This window comes from [Phormidium] sp. LEGE 05292 (genome assembly GCF_015207735.1).
In the GTDB taxonomy this organism is placed as follows: Bacteria; Cyanobacteriota; Cyanobacteriia; order Cyanobacteriales; family Aerosakkonemataceae; genus Floridanema.
In genome coordinates this window covers 1-21,963 of the sequence record NZ_JADEWG010000001.1, presented here as the reverse complement: position 1 = coordinate 21,963, position 21,963 = coordinate 1, and the positions used below count along the sequence as shown (strand labels likewise).

The 21,963-nt window shown below is 36.3% G+C and carries 12 protein-coding genes; 11 read left to right on the top strand and 1 reads right to left on the bottom strand.

Going from position 1 to position 21,963, the window contains the following annotated elements; translation table 11 throughout:
• The first annotated feature begins 2 nt into the window (after nucleotides 1-2).
• The 10 genes from IQ264_RS00060 (at nucleotide 3) to IQ264_RS00015 (ending at nucleotide 18,969) form a co-directional block, all read left to right on the top strand.
• Nucleotides 3-869, top strand: a complete 867-nt coding sequence (locus IQ264_RS00060) for a S1C family serine protease (RefSeq protein ID WP_193977356.1) — start codon at nucleotides 3-5, stop codon at nucleotides 867-869.
• On the top strand, nucleotides 836-1,510 hold the full coding sequence (locus IQ264_RS00055) for a response regulator transcription factor (protein ID WP_228061178.1): 675 nt from the start codon (nucleotides 836-838) through the stop codon (nucleotides 1,508-1,510). The genes IQ264_RS00060 and IQ264_RS00055 overlap by 34 nt, the downstream gene beginning before the upstream one ends.
• A gap of 246 nt (nucleotides 1,511-1,756) precedes the next feature.
• Nucleotides 1,757-4,534: a response regulator gene (locus tag IQ264_RS00050; protein WP_228061177.1), complete on the top strand. Its 2,778-nt coding sequence runs from the start codon at nucleotides 1,757-1,759 to the stop codon at nucleotides 4,532-4,534.
• Between the two features lie 18 nt (nucleotides 4,535-4,552).
• Complete coding sequence (locus tag IQ264_RS00045; RefSeq protein WP_193977354.1) at nucleotides 4,553-5,989, top strand: sensor histidine kinase; 1,437 nt, start codon at nucleotides 4,553-4,555, stop codon at nucleotides 5,987-5,989.
• Nucleotides 5,990-6,037: 48 nt separating this feature from the next.
• Complete coding sequence (locus IQ264_RS00040) at nucleotides 6,038-6,433, top strand: response regulator (protein WP_193977352.1); 396 nt, start codon at nucleotides 6,038-6,040, stop codon at nucleotides 6,431-6,433.
• A 73-nt stretch (nucleotides 6,434-6,506) separates the two neighbouring features.
• Complete coding sequence (locus IQ264_RS00035) at nucleotides 6,507-8,852, top strand: response regulator (protein ID WP_193977350.1); 2,346 nt, start codon at nucleotides 6,507-6,509, stop codon at nucleotides 8,850-8,852.
• A gap of 30 nt (nucleotides 8,853-8,882) precedes the next feature.
• Nucleotides 8,883-10,859 (top strand): response regulator, encoded by a 1,977-nt coding sequence (locus IQ264_RS00030; protein ID WP_193977348.1) that lies wholly within the window; start codon nucleotides 8,883-8,885, stop codon nucleotides 10,857-10,859.
• Between the two features lie 9 nt (nucleotides 10,860-10,868).
• On the top strand, nucleotides 10,869-15,326 hold the full coding sequence (locus IQ264_RS00025; RefSeq protein WP_193977346.1) for a PAS domain S-box protein: 4,458 nt from the start codon (nucleotides 10,869-10,871) through the stop codon (nucleotides 15,324-15,326).
• On the top strand, nucleotides 15,319-16,851 hold the full coding sequence (locus IQ264_RS00020) for a diguanylate cyclase domain-containing protein (protein ID WP_193977344.1): 1,533 nt from the start codon (nucleotides 15,319-15,321) through the stop codon (nucleotides 16,849-16,851). The genes IQ264_RS00025 and IQ264_RS00020 overlap by 8 nt, the downstream gene beginning before the upstream one ends.
• Before the next feature lie 93 nt (nucleotides 16,852-16,944).
• On the top strand, nucleotides 16,945-18,969 hold the full coding sequence (locus IQ264_RS00015; protein ID WP_193977337.1) for an adenylate/guanylate cyclase domain-containing protein: 2,025 nt from the start codon (nucleotides 16,945-16,947) through the stop codon (nucleotides 18,967-18,969).
• 420 nt (nucleotides 18,970-19,389) lie between these two features.
• Here the strand turns inward: IQ264_RS00015 and IQ264_RS00010 are convergent, their stop codons facing one another.
• Entirely contained in the window at nucleotides 19,390-20,166 is a 777-nt protein-coding gene (locus IQ264_RS00010) for a pentapeptide repeat-containing protein (RefSeq protein WP_193977335.1), read from the bottom strand.
• Between the two features lie 169 nt (nucleotides 20,167-20,335).
• On the opposite strand from IQ264_RS00010, the gene IQ264_RS00005 reads away from it, so the two are divergent.
• A complete protein-coding gene (locus tag IQ264_RS00005) occupies nucleotides 20,336-21,172 on the top strand; it encodes a metallophosphoesterase (protein ID WP_193977333.1) in 837 nt (278 codons plus the stop codon).
• The last annotated feature ends 791 nt before the right edge of the window (nucleotides 21,173-21,963 follow it).

Genomic DNA, 21,963 nt, shown 5'->3' with positions numbered 1-21,963 from the left:
AGATGATTTGGGCAAATTTAGCTGCGGAATTAACAGAAATAACGGAAGAATTGCGACGTTCAAATGTGCAAGTTCGCGGCAGGAAAAGGGGTGTTGGTTCTGGGGTAATTTGGAGTAGTGATGGAGTCATCATTACTAACGATCATGTTGTTAGCCGAAGGGGAAATACAGAAGTAGAACTTGCTGATGGCAGAGTTTTAATGGCAACTATTACTGCTAGAAATTCGCAGCGAGATTTAGTAGCATTAAAAGTAGATGCTACAGACCTGCCAGCAGCACAAATAGGAGATTCAGAAAACCTCCGAGTTGGGGAATTAGTATTAGCAGTTGGTAATCCTTTGGGATTAATGGGCGCAGTAACTACGGGGATTATTCACAGTGTTGGTACAACTGAATTTAGTCGGCGCAATTGGATACAAGCAGATATTAAACTCGCACCGGGAAATTCTGGTGGGCCTTTAGCAAATGTGCAAGGTCAGGTAATAGGAATTAACACCATGATTGTGAATGGTCGAGGGTTTGCTGTCCCTAGCAATGTGGTGCAACAATTTTTGAGTAATTACCCAGCCCGTCCTTATTTGGGTGTGACTTTGCAACCTGTTTTAGTTGCTTTTAATTCTAGACCTGGTTTTGGGTTGTTAATTACTGAAGTGGTGGCGGGAAGTCCGGCAGAAGTTGCGAAACTGCAAGTTGGCGATGTGTTAACTGGTGTTAGAGGAATTCCTTTTCACAAACCAAATGAGTTATTTCGGATTTTGGAAAATTCTCATGTTGGTGATGGACTAACGCTAAATTTCCAGCGTGATCATAGGCAAATGGTAGCGGATGTAGTGTTATGCAGCAGAGTTTCTTCGGCGGAGGCAGCGTGATTCGCGTTTTGGTAGTTGCAAACTCTGTAGTTATGCGGGCTGGACTGGAGGCGCTGATTACTACTAATTCTAATTTGGATGTAGTGGGCAGTTTCTCTAGTTCAGATTCTTTGGCGCAACAGGTGATGCAACTTCAGCCGGATGTATTGTTATGGGAGTGGGATGAGTCGGAAAATGATGGGGTTCCGACTCTATTTTCTTTGGAACCAGAGTTGGCTAATTTAGCGATCGTTTTGTTAGTCAATAATTGGCAAATTGTATCTTTGGCGGAAATTTTGCGTTTTGGGGTACGTGGCGTTTTACCCATTGAGGCGACGGCTGAAGAAATTATTCAGGCAATTATAGCAACGGCAACTGGGTTAACAGTTTTACATCCAGATATATTAGATTCTTTGGTATCAATTTTACCTACAAATACTCAACCTATACCTACTAAATTAAATCATCCTTTAACTAGTCGCGAGATTGAAGTTTTAACCATGTTGGCTGAAGGTTTGGGGAATAAAACTATTGCTCGTCGGCTAGGTATTTCTGAACATACAGTGAAATTTCACATTGCCTCAATTTTTAGTAAGCTCAATGCTTCTAGCCGCACTGAGGCGGTAATTTTAGGCGCTCGTCAAGGGCTGATTTTATTATAAGTTAGTATACTAATGAACATTTCCCTAGAGTACCAAAAGGTAAGCTTTTTGGTGCTATATCTTTAGTATCCTAGCATCGGATGTGAAGCTAAAGTTTATTTATCTAAATTTAACGAAAATTCAGTACAATATAATTTAACTAAGTTTTTTAGATTTCTCTTGACCAAAAACAGAGAAACTAATGCCAATTTAGGATAATAATTAATTTCATTTTTGCTTAATAAATTAAAGAGCAGTTAATCAAGTATGTTAATTCAATCGATCGATCGCTGGATGGGCAAAGCTGGGGGAAGAGTTCCTTTAAGAACTGTGTTAATAGTTCCTTTTGTGTTGCAAATTTTAGGAACGGTGGGAATAGTAGGATATCTTTCTTTTAGAAATGGTCAACAAGCAGTAAATGTCTTAGCTAGTCAATTAATGAGTGAAGTTGGCGATCGAGTTAAGCAAAATCTTCAAGTTTATGTAGGAACTCCGCATATCATCAATAAAAATAAGCTCAATATGATTAAAATGGGCTATTTAAATATGACAGAAATGGATGCTTGGGAAAAGTTTCTTTGGCATCAAGTTCAATTATATCCTTACATTAATTTTACTGCTGTAGCTAATGCCAAAGGAGAGTATCGTTCTGGAGAAAGAATGTCTAATGGTAATTTGATGATGAATATAGCAGGAACTAAGGTTAATAATAATTTTATTTCTTATCATACTAATGACAAGGGCGATCGTACTTCTGTTGCTGCCATGACTAAGGGAGATTTTGATCCCCGTAATTGGTTTTGGTATCAAAACGCAGTCAAAGCAGGTAAACCAACTTGGAGTGATGTTTTTATTTCTATTTTAGAGCCAACATTACTAATTAGTGGCACTGAACCAGTTTACAACCCCCAAGGAAATCAGTTAGAAGGAGTAATACATACAGCTATACGTTTAGATCATATTGGGAACTTTCTCAACAGTTTAAAAATTGGCAAAACTGGACAAGCATTTATTATCGAAAGAAATGGCACTCTCCTAGCAACTTCTACAGAAGAAAAACCTTTTCGCATTCAGCCAGACAACACTAGAAAATTAATTAAAGCCGAAGATAGCAGTAACTTATTAACTCAAGCAACAGCTCATTATTTATTCAATCGTTTGAAAACATTCAAGCAAATTCAATCTCCTCAACAAGTCAATTTTACTGTCAATGGTAAGCAGCAGTTCGTAAAAATTTTGCCATTTCAGGATGGTAAAGGTTTAGATTGGTTGATTATGGTGGTAGTTCCAGAAGCAGATTTTATGGAACAAATTAATGCTAATAGCCGCATGACAATTTTCTTATGTTTAGCAGCTTTAGGACTAGCTATAATTACTGGTATTTTAACTGCTCGTTGGGTGACTAAACCAATTTTGCGTTTAAATACAGCGGCTAAAGATATTGCTAAAGGTGATTGGGAAAAAACCATAGAAGTAAAACGTTCTGATGAATTAGGAGAATTAGCTAAATCTTTTAATTCAATGGCAGAACAACTACAAGAATCATTTACAAAATTAGAACAACGAGTAGCAGAACGTACAGAGGAATTAGTTAAAGCTAAAGAAGTAGCTGAAATTGCTAATCAAGCAAAAAGTACATTCCTTGCTAATATGAGTCATGAATTAAGAACACCTTTAAATGCAATTTTAGGATTTTCCCAAATTATTAATCGCCAGAAAACGTTGAGTTCCGATCAAAGAGAAAACATTGGTATTATTATGCGGAGTGGGGAACATTTGTTAACTCTAATTAATAATATTTTGGATTTATCTAAAATTGAAGCTGGACGAGTGACTTTAAACGAAAAAAACTTTGACCTTCATCGTTTGCTTAACGATTTAGAAGATATGTTTTACCTGAAGGCTGACGATAAAAATTTATATTTAGTGTTTGAGCTTCATCCGAATTTACCCCAGTATATTCGTACTGATGAGGTAAAGTTACGTCAAATTTTAATTAATCTGCTAAATAATGCACTAAAATTCACTCAAGAGGGTGGTGTGTCAGTTAGGGTGTCATTAGATAATACTAATTGGCAATACATTGAGCAAAAAACCACAACTAATGATGAACAAAAAATAAAAATTTACTTTGAGGTTGAAGATACTGGTTCTGGTATAGCACCAGAGGAATTAGTAAATCTATTTACAGCTTTTGTCCAAACTAAAAGTGGAAAAGATTCACAAGAAGGAACAGGCTTAGGCTTAGTGATTAGCCAACAATTTGTGCAATTAATGGATGGTGAAATGAGCGTTAATTCCCAAGTTGGTAAAGGAGCAAATTTTAAATTTTATGTCCAAGCTCAAATGGTTGATACTGCGGAAGTTCCCACTTATAAGCCTACTCGCCAAGTGATTGCCTTGGAACCAAATCAACCCAATTATCGAATTTTAATTGTTGATGATAAAGCATTAAATCGTCAACTATTAGTTAAATTGTTAAATCCCTTGGGTTTTGAATTGCAGGAAGCTGGTAATGGTGAGGAAGCGATCGCAATATGGGAAAAATGGGAACCACATTTAATTTTGATGGATATGCGAATGCCAGTCATGGATGGCTACACTGCTACCAAGCAGATTAAAGCAACCAAAAAAGGTCAATCTACCGCAATAATTGCGGTCACTGCTAGTGTTTTTGAAGAAGAAAGAACAATTGTTTTATCAGCAGGTTGCGATGACTTTTTGCGTAAACCATTTCGGGAAGCAGAAATTTTTGACATCATGAATAGACATATTGGAGTACGCTATATCTATGAGGATAAAAGCGATGATACACCTTCATTGTCGGAAGTTAATAACACTGTATTGACTGCGACTGATTTCCAAAATATACCTGAATCATTACTAGTTAATTTAAAAGAAGCAGTCATCAATATTGATGTAGAATCAGCCGAACTCATAATTAGAGAAATTTATCAGTATAATCCCGATGTAGCCAAATCAATCAAGAATTATATAGATAATTTTAATTATGAAAAAATTTTGCACTTAATAGCAGTAGATTAAGGAGGAGTATTAGTAGCGATGAATCCTGATTTAAAGAAAAATTATAAAGCTAACATTTTAGTTGTTGATGATACTCCAGCTAATTTACGGCTTTTGGTAGGAATGTTAACAGAAAATGGTTATAAAGTTCGTCCTGTCATGGATGGTGAACTAGCCTTGACAGGTGCTAAAGCTATACCACCAGACTTAATTTTACTGGATATTAATATGCCGAAAATGAACGGCTATGAAGTCTGTGAAAAATTAAAAGAGAATGAATTAACACGGGAAATTCCTGTAATCTTTATTAGTGCTTTGGATGATGTATTAGATAAAGTAAAAGCATTTCAAGTTGGGGGTGTAGATTATGTCACCAAACCATTTCAAGTAGAAGAAGTTTTGATGCGAGTGGAAACGCATTTAGCAATTCGTCAATTAGAAAAAAATCTTATTACTAAAAACCAAGATTTAGAAATGACTGTCCAACAGTTACAAAATACTCAGGAACAGTTAATTCAATCCGAAAAAATGGCGGCTTTAGGACAACTTGTAGCAGGAATAGCCCATGAAATTAATACTCCTTTGGGTGCAATTCGTTCATCAGTAGAAAATATTGCTGATTTTTTGAAAGAGAACTTATTGCAATTTCCTGACTTTTTCAATTCTTTAATGCCGGAATATCAGCAATATTTCTGGGAAATTTTACACAGATCGAGCGAACAAAAAAATAGTTTATCTAGTAAAGAAAAGCGTCAGTTAAAGAAATCCTTAATCAAAGAATTAGAGGCAAAAGAAATTAGTAATGCTGATACTATTGCCGATACTTTAGTTGATTTAGGGATTTACGATCGCATATCAAGCTTAGTTCCCCTATTTCAAGATGAAAAAGGCTCGCAAATATTAGAAAAAGCTTACCAAATTGCCAGTATTCAAAAAAGCACAGATACGATTAGAACAGCGACAGAAAAAGCGGCAAAAGTTGTATTTGCTTTAAAAAATTATGCGCGTTACGATCATACGGGAGAAAAAGTGCGATCGCAAATTCCAGAAGGTATAGACACAGTTTTAACTCTCTATAATAATCAACTAAAACATGGCATCGAAGTTACCAAAGATTATGAACCTAATTTACCATCCTTGTTATGTTACCCTGATGAATTAAACCAAGTTTGGACAAATTTAATTCATAATGCAATTCAGGCAATGGATTATAAAGGCCATTTAGCTATTAACATCACTCATCAAGGTGATAGCTTATTAGTTAGTATAACTGACAGCGGCAAGGGAATTCCTCCTGACATAATGCCCAGAATATTTGAACCATTTTTCACTACTAAACCCCCAGGAGAAGGTAGCGGTTTGGGACTGGACATTGTGCAAAAAATAATTCAAAAACATGATGGTAAAATTTTTGCAGAAAGTGTCCCAGGAAAAACAACTTTTAATGTAAATTTACCATTAAATCCCAACTCTTAACCCCAAATTTACATAGCAAAATTCAATCTAATTAAGGAGTAAAGTTTAATGTCTAAAGCAGCAATTTTGTGTGTTGATGATGAAGTAGTAGTACTAAATAGCTTAAAAATTCAGCTGAAAAGGGAATTTGGCGATGCCTATGTTTATGAGGTAGCCGAAAGTGCTGACGAAGCCTTAGAAATTATTGATGAATTACAATCAGAAGAAACTGATATTTTAGTAATTGTCTCTGATTGGTTGATGCCTGGTATTAAAGGCGATGAATTCTTAATTCGTGTGCATGAAAAATATCCCAAAATCATCAAAGTTATGCTGACAGGACAAGCTGATGAAACAGCAATTCAACGTGCCAAAGAAAAAGCTGCATTACACAATTGTTTATATAAACCTTGGAGTAGTCAGGAATTAATTGCCACAATAAAATCTGGCTTGGAAGGGTTATAAGCTGAAGTTATTCAAAAATTACTTTCATAATTTAAAATAATGAAAAAAAAGCAAATTTATAAATGGGGTAAATATGAAAAAACCGATAATCCTCTGTGTTGATGATGAGACAACTATTTTAGATAGTCTTAAAATAGAACTAAAAGCAATATTAGGCAATGATTATCTGATTGAAACTGCTGAATGTGGGTCTGATGCTTTAGATTTAATTGAAGAATTATTAGCAGATAATTATCAAATTCCTTTGGTTATTTCTGATTATATCATGCCTGATTTAAAAGGCGATGAACTATTAAAATTAATTCATAAAATTATTCCCAATACTCTCAAAATTATGCTCACTGGTCAAGCCGATTTAGAAGCAGTGGGAAATGCAATTAAATATGCCAGATTGTATCGTTATATCGCCAAACCTTGGCAAATAGAAGATTTAAAACTTACAGTTAAAGAAGCCGTACATAGCTACTTTTTGGAACAACAGCTGGCAGAGCAAAATGCTCAACTCCAGCGCATGAATCACAAGTTAGAAAGTATAGTTGAAGAACGCACAACAGCATTACGTCTTTCTGAGGAAAAGTTTGCTAAAGCTTTTCGCTCATCTCCCAATCCCATTACTATTACCAGGCTCAGTGACGGTTGCCATATTGAAGTAAATGATGCTTTTTGCCAAATGATTGGTTATAGCAATAAAGAGATTATAGGTAGTACAGCGATCGAATTAAACTTATGGGTAAATTTATCCGATCGTACCCGCTTATTTGAATTGTTAACTCAAAACAGCAGAATTCGCAATTTTGAGTTTGATTTTCGTACCAAAGACGGAGATATTAAAACGGCATTACTAGCAGCGGAAATTATTGAAGTAAGCGGAGAAACTTGTGTGATTTCCGTTAGCCAGGATATCACCGATCGCAAACAAGCAGAATTAGCATTACAACAAGCAAAAGAAGCAGCTGATAAAGCTAACCGTGCCAAAAGTGAATTTCTCTCCAATATGAGCCATGAATTACGAACTCCTCTGAATGCTATTTTAGGCTTTACTCAATTATTATTACGCGATATTTCTTTAAAACCTCAGCAACAAGAACAATTAGGAATTATCAACCGCAGTGGAGAACATTTACTCCAACTAATCAACAATATTTTACAAATGTCCAAAATTGAAGTAGGACGGGTAACAGTAGATAAAAATACTTTCGATCTGTATCGCCTGTTCAAGAGTCTAGATGAAATGTTGGAACTACAGGCTAAGAAAAAAGCTTTGCAATTAATTTTTGATTTTGCTCCGAACTTACCTCAATACATAGAAACTGATGAAAGTAAATTACGGCAAGTGTTAATTAATCTTCTGGGAAATGCCATTAAATTCACATCGGAAGGTGGGGTGACACTGCGAGTAAAATTAGCAGATGAAACTGGAAATCAAGAAAATGATCGTTCATTAAATTATTTATTTTTTGAGATTGAAGATACAGGAGCCGGAATTTCTCCTCAAGAAATCGATACTTTGTTTAAACCATTTATGCAAACTGAAACAGGTCGGCGATCGCAAGAAGGAACTGGTTTAGGTTTACCAATTAGCCGTCAATTTATTCAACTTATGGGAGGAGATATTACTGTTAGCAGTACCTTGGGTAAGGGTACTATTTTTAAATTTAATATTGCCATTAATATAGTTGAAAAAGATTTAGTACAAACTACTCAAGAAAACTGTCGAGTAGTTGCTATAGAACCCGGACAACCTGAGTATCGTATCTTAGTAGTGGACGATCGCTTAGAAAGTCGTCTTTTATTAGTAAAACTATTAGCATCCCTTGGCTTCTCTGTGCAGGAAGCAGAAAATGGTCAGCAAGCAGTAGAATTGTGGTCAAGTTGGGAACCACAGTTAATTTGGATGGATATGCGAATGCCTGTAATGGATGGTTATGAAGCTACTAAACATATCAAAAACCATTTAAAAGGTCAAGCAACTGTAATTATTGCCTTAACAGCCAGTGCTTTTGACGAAGAACGTTCTGTTATCCTATCAATAGGCTGCGATGACTTTGTTGCTAAACCATTTCGGGAACAGGTAATTTTAGAAAAAATGGCTCAATATTTAGGAGTGCGTTATATTTATGAGCAACCTATTTCATCATTAACCAACGGAGAAAAACAATCTTCATTAATTGAAGCAGAAGCTTTAAAGGGAAATATGAATTTAGGTAATAATCTTGAGCCTTTGTGCTTACAGGTAATGCCTCCAGAATGGATCGATCGACTATATCAGGCTGCTGATGCTGTAGATAATGAAGAAATTTTTTTACTACTCGAACAAATTCCCCCGAAATATGCTTATATTAGCAGAACAATTGCTAATTTAGTTCACAATTTCCGTTGTGATAAAATCATTGATTTAATAGAAAGCCAAGCAAGTTAATTATTAGCCACATAGCAAATTGTTAAAATAATGGACAACTCTAACATAATTAGTAAAGGAAATATTTTAATTGTTGACGATACCCCGGAAAACTTACAAGTTCTGTCGGCAACTTTAACCGATTCTGGATATAAAATTCGGGGAGTAATTAATGGCAAAATGGCATTGAGAGCAGCGCGATCGGCTCAACCGGATTTAATTTTATTGGATATTAGAATGCCAGATATGAATGGCTATCAAGTATGCGAACACCTTAAAAGTGATGCTTCTACTTCAGAAATCCCCGTTATCTTTATTAGTGCTTCTGATGAAGTATTAGATAAAGTCAAAGCTTTTCAGGTTGGAGGTGTAGATTATGTTACTAAACCATTTCAAGTCGAAGAAGTTTTAACAAGAGTTGAGCATCAATTAACAATTCGGAGATTACAAAAACAATTAATTGCTCAAAATCAACAATTACAAGAAGAAATAGTTGAACGCAAAAAGGCAGAAGAAGCCGCCGCCGCAGCTTCTCATGCTAAAACTGAATTCCTCGCCAATATGAGTCATGAGTTGCGTACTCCGCTGAATGCAATTTTGGGTTTTACTCAAGTGATGATGCGTGACTCTATGTTAAGTAGCGATCAGACAGAAAACTTGAGAATTATTAATCGTAGCGGTGAACATTTATTGGAATTAATTAATGATGTTTTGGAATTGTCTAAAATAGAATCAGGAGTGGTTTCATTGGATGAAAGCAGCTTTGATTTGTATAGGCTTTTAGATAGTTTGGAGGAAATGTTTCAAATCAAAGCTGAAAGAAAGAGATTAAAAATGAGGTTAATAGTCCCACCAGAAATTCCTCAATATATCAAAACTGATGAAAAAAAATTACGTAGCTCTTTAATTAATTTGCTCGGTAATGCTATTAAATTTACTCATTTTGGAAGTATTATTTTGCGCGTCAATATTGTTAGTAAAAATGATTTTAGTTTCAATGATCAATCATGCAAACTTCAATTTGAAGTTGAAGATACTGGAGTAGGCATCGCACCAGAAGAAATTGATAGTTTATTTAATGCTTTTATTCAAACTGAATCAGGCAGAAAAAGTGCTGAAGGAACAGGTTTGGGGTTAACAATTACTCGTAAATTTGTGCAAATTTTAGGAGGAAATATTAGTGTTAGTAGTGTTTTAGGTAAAGGAACAACTTTTAAATTTGATATTAAAGCTTCACTGGCAAATGCTGCGGAAATAACGCCTCAAATACGACAAAGAGTAATTGGATTAGAACAAACACAAACACCCTGTCGGATTTTAATAGTTGATGATAATCGGGACAATCGTTTGTTGTTAGTTAAACTACTTCAGCCGATCGGTTTTGAAGTCCAAGAAGTTGAAAATGGTGAACAAGCAATTAGCCTGTGGTCAAGTTGGCAACCACACTTAATTTGGATGGATACGCGAATGCCTGTAATGGATGGTTTTCAAGCTACTAAATATATTAGAGACTTGGAAAAGCAAAGGAAAAAAACAGAGCCGCAACTAGAAATTAGCGATCGCAAATTTTCCATGTGTGACACTTTATGTTGTAGAACTCACACAATAATTATTGCTTTAACTGCTAGTGCTTTTGAAGAAAAAAAAGAAGAGTTTTTAGCCATCGGCTGTGATGATTTTGTCCGCAAACCTTTTGACGAAAAATTAATATTTGAAAAAATTGCACAGTACTTAGGAATACTATATCTTTATGAAGATTTGCCTCAAATAAACAACGTTTTTTATAGAAAGCGTTATTCTGTTAACCAAAAGCCAGATTCATTCTTTTTACCTTTACTGGCTAAAGTACCTCACAATTGGGTAATGCAGTTGTATCAAGCAGCTACTGAACTGAATGAAGAGTTAATTTTTCAGTTAATTGAGCAATTACCAGCTGAGTCTGCAACTCTTGCTGATGCTTTAAGGGATTTGCTTAATGATTTTCGGCTTGACATAATAGTTCGTATAACAAACTCAGCCATAAAGTAGCCCAAAGGTATGTTGCCATCAGAAAATCAGTATAACCAAAGAAAAACCGAAAATGCCAAGACTGAAATCTTAGTAGTTGACGATCAACCTAGTAACCTCCGCTTCTTGTCTGATGTTCTTAGTCGAGAAGGATACAGCGTTAAAAAAGCTATTTCTGGACACTTAGCCTTAAATTATGCGATCGCCTCTCCCCCAGATTTAATACTTCTGGATATAATGATGCCAGAAATAAATGGCTACGAAGTTTGCCAGAAACTTAAAGAAAATTCCCAAACTAAAGATATACCAGTAATTTTCTTAAGTGTCTTAGACCAAACTGCGGAAAAAGTCACAGCTTTTCGCGTTGGTGGTACAGATTATATTACTAAACCATTTCAAGTAGAAGAAGTATTAGCTCGCATAGAAAACCAACTCACTATTAAACGCCTGCAAATACAACTGCAAAGGCAAAATCAACATCTACAAGAAACAGAATCTCTTTTAGCTAGTATATTAAATAGTTCTTTAGATGGAATAATTGCCTTAGCATCTGTCCGCAATTCCCAAGGCAATATTATAGATTTTAAATATCTTTTACTTAATAAAAGTGCCGAAGAACTTATCCACCGTACTGCCGATGATATTGTTGGCAAATATTTATTAAAAGAATTGCCTGGTCATCAAAGAAGCGGCTTATTTGATGCTTATATAAAAGTAGTAGAAACAGGTGAAACATTCAATACTAAAATTTATTATGATTATGAAAATATCGAAGCATGGTTGCAAATAACAGCTGTTAAATTAGCTGATGGTTTAGCTATAACATTGCGGAATATAACCTCAGAAAAACAAGCACAAGAAGCACTCAGAGACAGTGAAGAACGTTTCCGCGCCATCTTTGAGCAAGCAGCAGTAGGAATAACTCAGGTATCTCTCACTGGACAATTTATCCGAGTTAACCAACAGTTTTGTCAAATTAGTGGATATTCAGAATCCGAATTATTACAAATCACTTGGAAACACTGGACTCTGGCAGAAGAAATAGATCGATGCTTAAATTATATCAATGAACTTTTAGCAGGAAAAATTGACAAATATTCGGTAGAAAAACATTTAGTTCGGAAAGATGGTCAAATTAAGTGGATAAATATTAGTACTTCATTAGTACGAGATTCCCAGAGTAATCCTCTGTATTTTATCGGGATAGTTAAAGATATTTCCCAACGCAAAGAAATAGAAGAACAATTGCAAAAAAGCCAACGTTGGTTGCAAGCAATAACAGATGCAAACCCAAATCTTTTGTATATTTATAAATTGCCAGAAATAAAGAATATATATATTAATGCAGAAGTAGTTAAAATACTTGGTTATACACCAGAAGAATTACAAAATGTGCCAAGCAAAGATTGGTTAAATCTGATTCACCCAGACGATCGCCAAATGATGAAAACACAGTTTAGCAAACTGGAAACAATTAAAGATGGTGAAGCCATTGATTTTGAATATCGAATTCTTCACAAAAACAAAGAATGGCGTTGGCTATTTACTCGAGAAATAGTCTTCAGTAGAACCCCAGATGATAAACCAGAACAAATTCTTGGTGCAGCAACCGATATTAGCGATCGCAAAAAAACCGAAGCAGCCTTAAAGCAAAGCGAAGCCAAATTTCAAAAATTAGCAGATAGTGTACCAGGCATTATTTACGAAATTATTCAAAAGTCCGATGGTGCTTTTAATTTAACTTATATTAGTTCGGCTTGCCGAGAAATTTATGGATTAGAGCCAGAGCAAATTTTAGAAAATTTAGAACTAGCTTTCAATAAAATTCATCCCGACGATCGCAAAAATCACGATGACAGCATCCAAATTTGCAGCCAAACTTTAGAACCTTGGCGTTGGGAAGGTAGAATAATTACCCAATCAGGAATTAAATGGATAGAAGCAGTTGCTAAACCAGAATGTCACTCAAACGGAGACATTGTTTGGCATGGTTTAATATTTGACATTACCGAGCGCAAACTTTCCGAAGCCAAACTTAAAGAATCTCAAAAAAGGCTATCATTTTTTGTCCAACAAACCCCAGTAGCCATCATTGAATTGAATAAAAACTTTGAAATAATTGCCTGGAATCCAGCCGCCGAAGCGATTTTTGGATATCAATTCACAGAAATTAAAAACTTTAACGCTTTACAATTATTAGTGCCACCAGAACAACGGGAATATATCACTAATTTTTTAAAAAAGTTAATGCGAGAAGGTGGCGACAAAAATAACATTAATGAAAACATAACAAAAGATGGTAAACGAATCATTTGTCAATGGTATAACACAGTTTTAGTAGATAATGATGGTCAAGTAATTGGCGGTGCAGCAATGGCAATTGATATCACAGAACGCCAGAAATCAGAAGCCGCATTAAGAGAAAGCGCCGAACGCTCTAAAGCGATCGCCAAAGCCATCGAAAGAATCCGCCAAACATTAAACTTAGAAACAATATTTAAAGCAACCACCTCAGAATTACGGCAAGTTCTCAACTGCGATCGCGTTGCCATTTACCGCTTTAACCCTGACTGGAGTGGCGAATTTGTTGCTGAATCTGTAGCTAGTGGTTGGGTTTCTTTAATCAAATCACATCAAGATAATCCCAACCTCACAACTAATTCTTTAAACTCGGAAAGATGTCTTGTTAAAACATGGAGTACCCCTACAATTATAGTCGAAGACACTTATTTACAAGATACCCAAGGTGGCGCTTACACTCGTGGTGCTAGCTATCTAGCAGTAGCAGATATATATCAAGCCAACTTTGAGCAATGCTACATCCATGTATTAGAACAATTTCAAGCTAAAGCTTACCTCACCGTACCGATTTTTTGTGGCAATAAACTCTGGGGATTACTAGCAAACTATCAAAATTCTAGCCCCCGACAATGGCAAAAAGCAGAAATCGACGTAGTAGTACAAATTGGCACCCAACTAACAGTCGCCTTACAGCAAGCAGAATTACTCGAACAAACCCAAAGACAATCCTTAGAATTAATGAAAGCTAAAGAAGCTGCCGACGCTGCTAACAAAGCCAAAAGTCAATTCCTTGCTAAAATGAGCCATGAATTGCGTACTCCTCTAAATGCCATCCTGGGGTTTAGTCAACTCATGACTCGTACTCCATCCCTCTCTATAGAACAGCAAGAATATACAGAAATTATTAATCGCAGTGGCGAACATTTGCTCGATTTAATCAACGATATTTTATCGATGGCAAAAATTGAAGCCGGACAAGTTACCTTAAACGAAAATCCTTTTAACCTCCATGAACTACTCAATTCAATTGAAGAACTACTGCGACTTAAAGCAAATTCCAAAGGATTAAAATTACTATTTGAAATTGCTCCCCAAGTACCAGAATATATCCAAACAGATGAAAGCAAATTACGACAAGTTCTCCTGAACTTACTAGGTAACGCCATCAAATTTACCCACACGGGCATTGTCAAATTGCAAGTTCTTTTAGCAGAAACAGAAACTACTCATCACAGTTCTTCCACCCCGACAACTAAAATCGTCTTTATAGTGCAAGATACTGGCCCAGGAATTGCCCCCAACGAACTTTCAACTTTATTTCAACCCTTCGTCCAAACCCAAACAGGTCGTCAGACAGGACAAGGAACAGGTTTAGGTTTACCAATTAGTCAACAATTCATCAGATTAATGGGAGGAGATATCACAGTTTGCAGCCAACTGAGTCAAGGAACTACCTTCACATTCCACATTCTCGCTCATCTAGTTTCTCATCTTGAGCAAAATGCCATCTCTTCAAGAAAGCGAATTATTGGTTTAGAATCCAATCAACCCATCTACCGTATCCTCATAGTTGAAGATATTAAAGAAAATCGACAATTAGTAGTCAAATTACTCGCACCTTTCGGATTTGAAATCCGCGAAGCTGAAAACGGTCAACAAGCAATTACTTTATGGGAAAATTGGCAACCCCATTTAATCTGGATGGATATGCAAATGCCAGTCATGGACGGTTATGAAGCCACTAAATACATTAAATCTCAATCAAAAGGTCAAGATACCGTGATTATTGCTCTCACTGCTAGCGCCTTTCAAGAGCAACAATCAGCTATCTTAAAAGCAGGATGTGACGACTTTCTACCCAAACCTTTTCGGGAAGAAATGCTATTTGAAAAAATGGCTAAACATTTAGGATTGCGTTATCTTTCTCAAGAAGATTCATCATCTACCCCCATTATTCATCCAGTAGCAACAAAAATTATTAACCGAAATGACTTACATATCATGTCGAAAGAATGGTTAACAAAACTACACAGAGCAGCACTCGCTATCAATGACCTAGAAGTAAGTAAACTGATTAAACAAATACCTGAAACTCATTCTGAGCTTATGCAGGCTCTAATAGACTTAGTGGATAACTTCCGCATGGATATAATTATCGAAATAACCAGGGAATGTCCTGATGAATAAATCAAAATCTACTCAGTATAAAGCAGATATTTTAATTGTTGATGATACCCCGGACAACTTACGACTTTTGTCCAATATGCTAATGTCCCAAGGTTATCATGTAAGAAAAGCAATCAACGGTCAGTTAGCTTTAAAAGGAGTACAAATAAGCCAACCAGACCTAATATTGCTAGATATAAATATGCCAGAAATCAACGGTTACGAAGTTTGTAAACAATTGAAGTCTTCGGAAACAACTCGTCTTATTCCCGTGATTTTTATTAGTGCTTTAGATGAAATTTTAGATAAAGTCAAAGCCTTTCAAATCGGAGGAGTAGACTATATTACAAAGCCTTTTCAATTGGAAGAAGTATTAGCTCGTGTCGAAAATCAATTAACTATTCATAAGCTACAAAAGCAGCTTTATCAGCAAAATGCTCAACTACAGTTAGAAATAATTGAACGTCAGAAAGTAGAAGAAGAAATTAGATTTTTATTTACTACCTCTCAATTAATTAGTAAATCAGTAGATTTTGATGATGCACTAAAAGTTACTCTTAAGCAAGTTTGTCAAGCTATATGCTGGGATTTAGGAGAAGCTTGGATTCCTAATTATAAAAATAATAAATTAGAATATAGTAGTGGTTGGTATACTAGGGAAAAAAATCTAAAAAATTTTATTGAAGAAAGTAAATTTTTGACATTGCCTTTTGGTAATGGATTAGCAGGAAGAATTTGGAAATCAAAAAATTTTGAGTGGGTAGAAGATATTTCAACCGAAATCGAACCTAACTTTACTAGACAAAAAATTGCCCTAGAAGCGGGGTTAAAAACAGCTTTTGGAATTCCCATTTTAATCAACGATCGAGTTTTAACTGTTTTGGCTTTTTATAAAAAAGAATTAAGCCCATTGGAACCAAGATTAGTTGATTTAGTTCATGTTGTAGCTACCCAATTAGCTTCACTAATTCAGCTAAAAAGAACCGAAGACGCTTTAGTAAAAGCTAACCAGGAACTAGAGCGACTTGCGACTGTAGATGGTTTAACCGGAATTGCTAATCGTCGTTTATTTGATGAATATTTAGGAATAGAATGGTTACAGATGTTTCGGGAACAATTACCCTTATCTTTAATTTTATGTGATGTAGATTTTTTCAAACTTTACAACGATACTTATGGACACCTTGTAGGAGATTTTTGTTTACAGCAGGTAGCTACAACGATTAATACAAGTATTAAACGTCCAGCAGATTTAGTAGCAAGATATGGAGGTGAAGAATTTGCCGTGATTTTGCCCAACACTGATGCTAATGGTGCGCTAAAAGTAGCAGAATCAATTAGACAGAAAGTGCAAGCTCTTAAAATCGTTCATGGTAAATCTACTGTGAACCAATTTGTTACCCTAAGTTTAGGAGTTACTACTGTTATTCCTAATCCAGAAGTTAATCCTGACATTTTAATTGCTATAACTGATAAAGCACTCTATTCAGCTAAACAACAAGGAAGAAATCAGATTGTTTTAGTCAATTTAGTTGAGCTTAGTTAAGCAAAATTAAAGAAAGTCTTATAATCAGGGGCATATTTAAGAGAATAATTAAAACTCCCTACTGAGCAAATTAAGAATAATCGATCGCTTCTGATGAATCAGCAACAAAAGCCACAATCAAATCCACAAACAGCACCTAATATCCTGATCGTTGATGACACCCCCGATAACTTGCGACTGTTATCTACCATGCTGACTGGGCAAGGGTACTATGTGCGAAAAGCAATTAACGGACAAATTGCTTTAAAAGCAACAGAAATGTCTCCCCCAGATTTAATTTTACTAGATGTGAATATGCCGTTGATGAACGGTTATGAAGTATGTCAAGCTTTAAAAGCAAATCCTAACACTTGCAAAATCCCTGTGATTTTTATTAGTGCTTTGGATCAGGTAATAGATAAAATCAAAGCCTTTGAAGTGGGAGGAGTTGATTATATTACTAAACCATTTCAATTAGAAGAAGTTTTAGCAAGAATTAACAATCAATTAAATCAAAAGAAATTATCTGAACAACTAGAATATAAAAATCAGCAGCTACAAGCAGAAATTAGCGATCGCAAAAAAGCCGAAATCAAAATTCGCCTCTTACTAGCAGCAACTCAAGCCATTAGTCGCGCCGAAAAATTTGACACTGCTATTGAAGTAATTCTACATTTAATCTGCAAAACAATAGGTTGGGATTTTGGTGAAGCTTGGATTCCTAATCAAGAGCACCAAGTCTTAGAATGCTCTCCAGCTTGGTATGCCAGTGAATCAAATTTAGAAATATTTAGACAAAAAAGCTTAAAATTTACATTTGCTGAAAACGTAGGATTACCTGGAAGAATTTGGATAAATCGACAGCCAGAATGGATCGAAGACCTTTGTGCTGAATCATCGGAGACTTTTTCTTGCCAAGAAATTCTTCTTGCAGTAGGATTAAATTGTTGTTTTGGCGTTCCTATTTTACTTGCTGATGAAGTCTTAGCAATTTTAATTTTCTTCAAAAAAACTCCTACCAAAGCCGAACTAAACTTATTAGAATTAGTTAATGCAGTTGCTACACAATTAGGTTCACTAATTCAACGTAAACGTGCAGAAGAAGCCTTAAGATTAGCTGAACAAAGATATCACAGCATTGTCGAAAATGCAGTAGATGGAATTTTTCAAACCACACCTTCTGGACGTTATCTTAGTGCTAATCCTGCTTTAGCGAAAATTTACGGTTATGATTCACCAGCAGAATTAATTTCTATGCTGAATAATATTTCCGAGCAACTTTATGTCAATCCCAAGCGCCGCCAAGAATTTGTTAATAAAATAGAAAAACATCATGCTGTCTATGGGTTTGAATCTTTAATCCGGCGCAAAGATGGTAAAGTAATTTGGATTAGCGAAAATGCACGGGCAGTGCGTGATTCCACCGGAAAATTGCTATATTATGAAGGTACAGTTTCCGATATTACAGTGCGTAAAGTAGCTCAAGAAGCTCTGCGTTATGAACAAGAACAAGCAGAAAAACTATTACTAAATATTCTCCCAGAACCAATTGCCCAAAGATTAAAATTAGAACAAAATACGATCGCTGATAGTTTTGAAAATGTCACAGTTTTGTTTGCTGACTTAGTAGGTTTTACTGAATTGTCAGCTAACACATCTCCTCGACAATTAGTAGAAAACTTGAATATAGTATTCTCCGAGTTCGATCTCTTAGCCGAACAGCATGGTTTAGAAAAAATAAAAACCATTGGTGATGCTTACATGGCTGTAGCTGGATTACCTGCTTCTCGGCCCGATCATGCAGAAGCAGCTGCGGAAATGGCATTAGGTATGCTCATAAAAATTGCTGAATTTAATAGCAAAGCTGGTACCAGCTTTAGCCTCAGAATTGGTATGAATACAGGCCCAGTTGTAGCTGGCGTAATTGGAATTAAAAAATTTAGTTACGATTTATGGGGTGATACAGTTAACACAGCTAGCCGCATGGAATCTCAAGGTATTCCTGGTGCAATTCAAGTTAGTACTACCACATACCAATTACTAAAAGATAAGTACAAGTTAACAAAGCGGGGTGCTATCTCTATTAAAGGTAAAGGAGAAATGGTAACTTATCTGCTCACAGGTAAAAAGCAAAATTAGCGGCCAAAATCTATAGGTTGCCAAATTTCAGCTAGCAATTGTTTATCTACTGAATTGCTCTGTTCTGTGCTTATCTTACTTGACGAGTAAAGTTGCCAGTCCTTCTGAGTAACTTCTGACGAATGTGCAGGTAAAAGAAAATGTATCGCGAAAGTAACTGTGGCTGCTAATAAAAATTTTTCTAACATTTATAACTCCCCCCCAAGAGTGGTGAAATTACCGCTCTAATGTTGATATTATTACTATCAGTTTTTTCTATATTAATTAGAGTGATTCAACTCGCTAAAAAATTGTGACTCTTCTCCCAGAATTAAGTGATTAGAGTCACACTTAGGTAGTAAATTGAACAACTTAGAGAACAGAGAATAAAGAATAGTAAAAAGAAAAATTTTTGGTTCCTTGTTCCCTCAGCAATACTATTTAGATATACCCCATCTGAAGAGCTAAACCTGCTAAACCCTGAAGCAGGCCAAGTAGATTTTCGCCAAAACTGGGACGGCGCTCTTTGGGTTTGTTTAGTTGTTCAATTCCCTCAGTTACTTGTTGCGCGACCTTAACACCCATTTGATCGCCTTGAGCATTGTAGAGTTCAGCTGCCTTTTTGGAATCAGCAAGTGCTGCTAGGCGATCGCCCTGATTAAATTGCACCATACTCCGACCTAAGTAAGCGTTGGCATAATCAGGTTTCATCGCTAAAGCTTGGTTGAGTAGATCCAAAGCTCTTTGGTGATTATCTCTCTCAGCTTCCGCCATTCCCCAGCGGTAAAAATCTTCGGCATTACCCGTATAATTTGGTAATCCAACTGCACCCAGCAAATTAGCATTAACTAAAGTTGTCCCGACTAAATTTGCCTGAGATAAAAAAGTATCTCTTAAATCAGCAGCAGCGAGATTAGCACCACTAAGGTTAGCACCTGTGAGGTTTGCACCATTGAGACTGGCACCCATCAGGTTAGCACCCCTGAGATCGGCACCCATCAGGTTAGCACGGCTGAGGTTTGCCCGACTTAAATCAGCACCACTCAAATCGGCACCCACTAGATTAGCCATGACTAATCCAGCGTCAGTTAAATCGCATCGAGAGCATTGTTTAGTGGCAAGTAGTTGTCGGGTATGTTCGGGATTAGCCGCAAGTGCGGGATTGGCTAGAGTAAATGTGGTTAGTAAAGTGGCGCTAGCTATGGGAGTGAATTTCATAAGCTTATCGATAGCTACATTATGGGAACTTTTTTGCATAACAGAATTTTGCTCAATCTAGGCGTTTAACACAAGTCTTTTGCTCAAGTAATTTTGACTTTTTCCGGTGACAAGCTCCTGTCTGTAGAGTCTTGATTATGTTACATCTAAATATAAAAGAGATAAATTTATGCACAGATTACTTACCGGAAGGTTAAAGGTAGAAAAATTAACAGTGCCGATCGCTAATTTACCCCCATCCTTACACGGCATCAAAATCGTCCAGCTTTCAGATTTTCACTATGACGGTTTCTCCTTGTCAGACGATTTGTTAGAAAAAGCGATCGCTACCAGCAATCAAATTCAACCCGATTTAGTATTTCTCACAGGCGACTATGTTACCAGCAATCCAGCCCCAATTTATCAACTAGTACTCCAACTGAAACATTTAACAAGTCGCTTTGGGATCTACGCCGTTTTAGGCAACCACGACCTTTATTTTTCTCACTCAAAAACCACAATTATTCGCGCCTTAGCTAGTATTGATATTCACGTCCTCTGGAATCAAATTGTTTATCCTTTCGGATCTGAATTAGCCATAGTCGGATTTGCCGATCTCCGTTCTCATCAATTTAATCCTGCCGCAGTTATGCCACAAATCGATGCTAGGATTCCCCGCATCGTCTTATCTCATAATCCTGATACTGCCGAGCAATTGCAATCTTGGCGCGTCGATTTACAATTATCTGGTCATACTCATGGCGGTCAAATTATCATCCCTAAAATTGGCTCCCTCCCTGCACTATTACCAAAAATTCATCCTTTCATCCCCCAACCTTTGCGTCAAAAGTTGCCTTACGCCAAGAAAAAACCCTACCAAAGATTTCGACATTGGGAATGGTCACAAGGCTTACACCAAGTAGGAAAAAATTTGCTTTATGTCAATCGAGGATTAGGAACTTACTTACCTGGACGATTGTTTTGCCGCCCAGAAATTACTGTAATTAATTTAGTTGCTCAGAATTGATGCTTTAATTATTTAATTATTCACAATAATATGATAAAAACAGATTCCCTAACCAACTCAAAACCCGCCTCGCTAAGGAAAATACTGGTAGCTCAAGGCGGGTTATTGAGATTACAAACAGTCGAATTAAACGAACCGACTGATAACGAACAGTTTCCAAAAAGAAAGAACTTTAACTCCAAAATAAGGACTTTACTCGCAACAGGCCGGACTCTCGGTTTGCATCACCTCCGTTACTTACAGACACTTACCGATCGATTTGCGTTCTTACAAGAACAAGCAAGTAGTAACAAACTGAACGCAAATATAACTCTCAAAAATGAAACATCATTCCGGTAATCTGCTGCTCTCGGCATCGAGCAGGAAGGCACAGGCTCGAAACCAAACCAAGATGTGAAAATTGAATGAAGATCTACTTGATCTGTGCCTTAATTAATAAAGTAGCATTTGTTTCTCAGTGACGATCGACTAGTTTACTAAACTTTAAATAGTTTTATTTCTTGAAACACACACACACGCTTTTTAATTAAATAGCTTAGTCTTACTCCTATTTGAGTAATTTAACTCAAGTTGTTAGTTACAAGTCTGGCTCTTTCTTAGCTCCCCCTTTTGATCCCCCTTCCGCCCCCCTTTGTAAGAGGGGAACCAGCGCAAGCTTCGCTATTAACGCAAGTGGCTAGTTATTAATTCTTTCGGAGTTCCCCCCTTATTAAGGCAGGGCTAATTCATGGTCATCAAATAAAATTAACCGGATGGGGGGACAAGGGGACAAGGAGACAAGGGGACAAGGG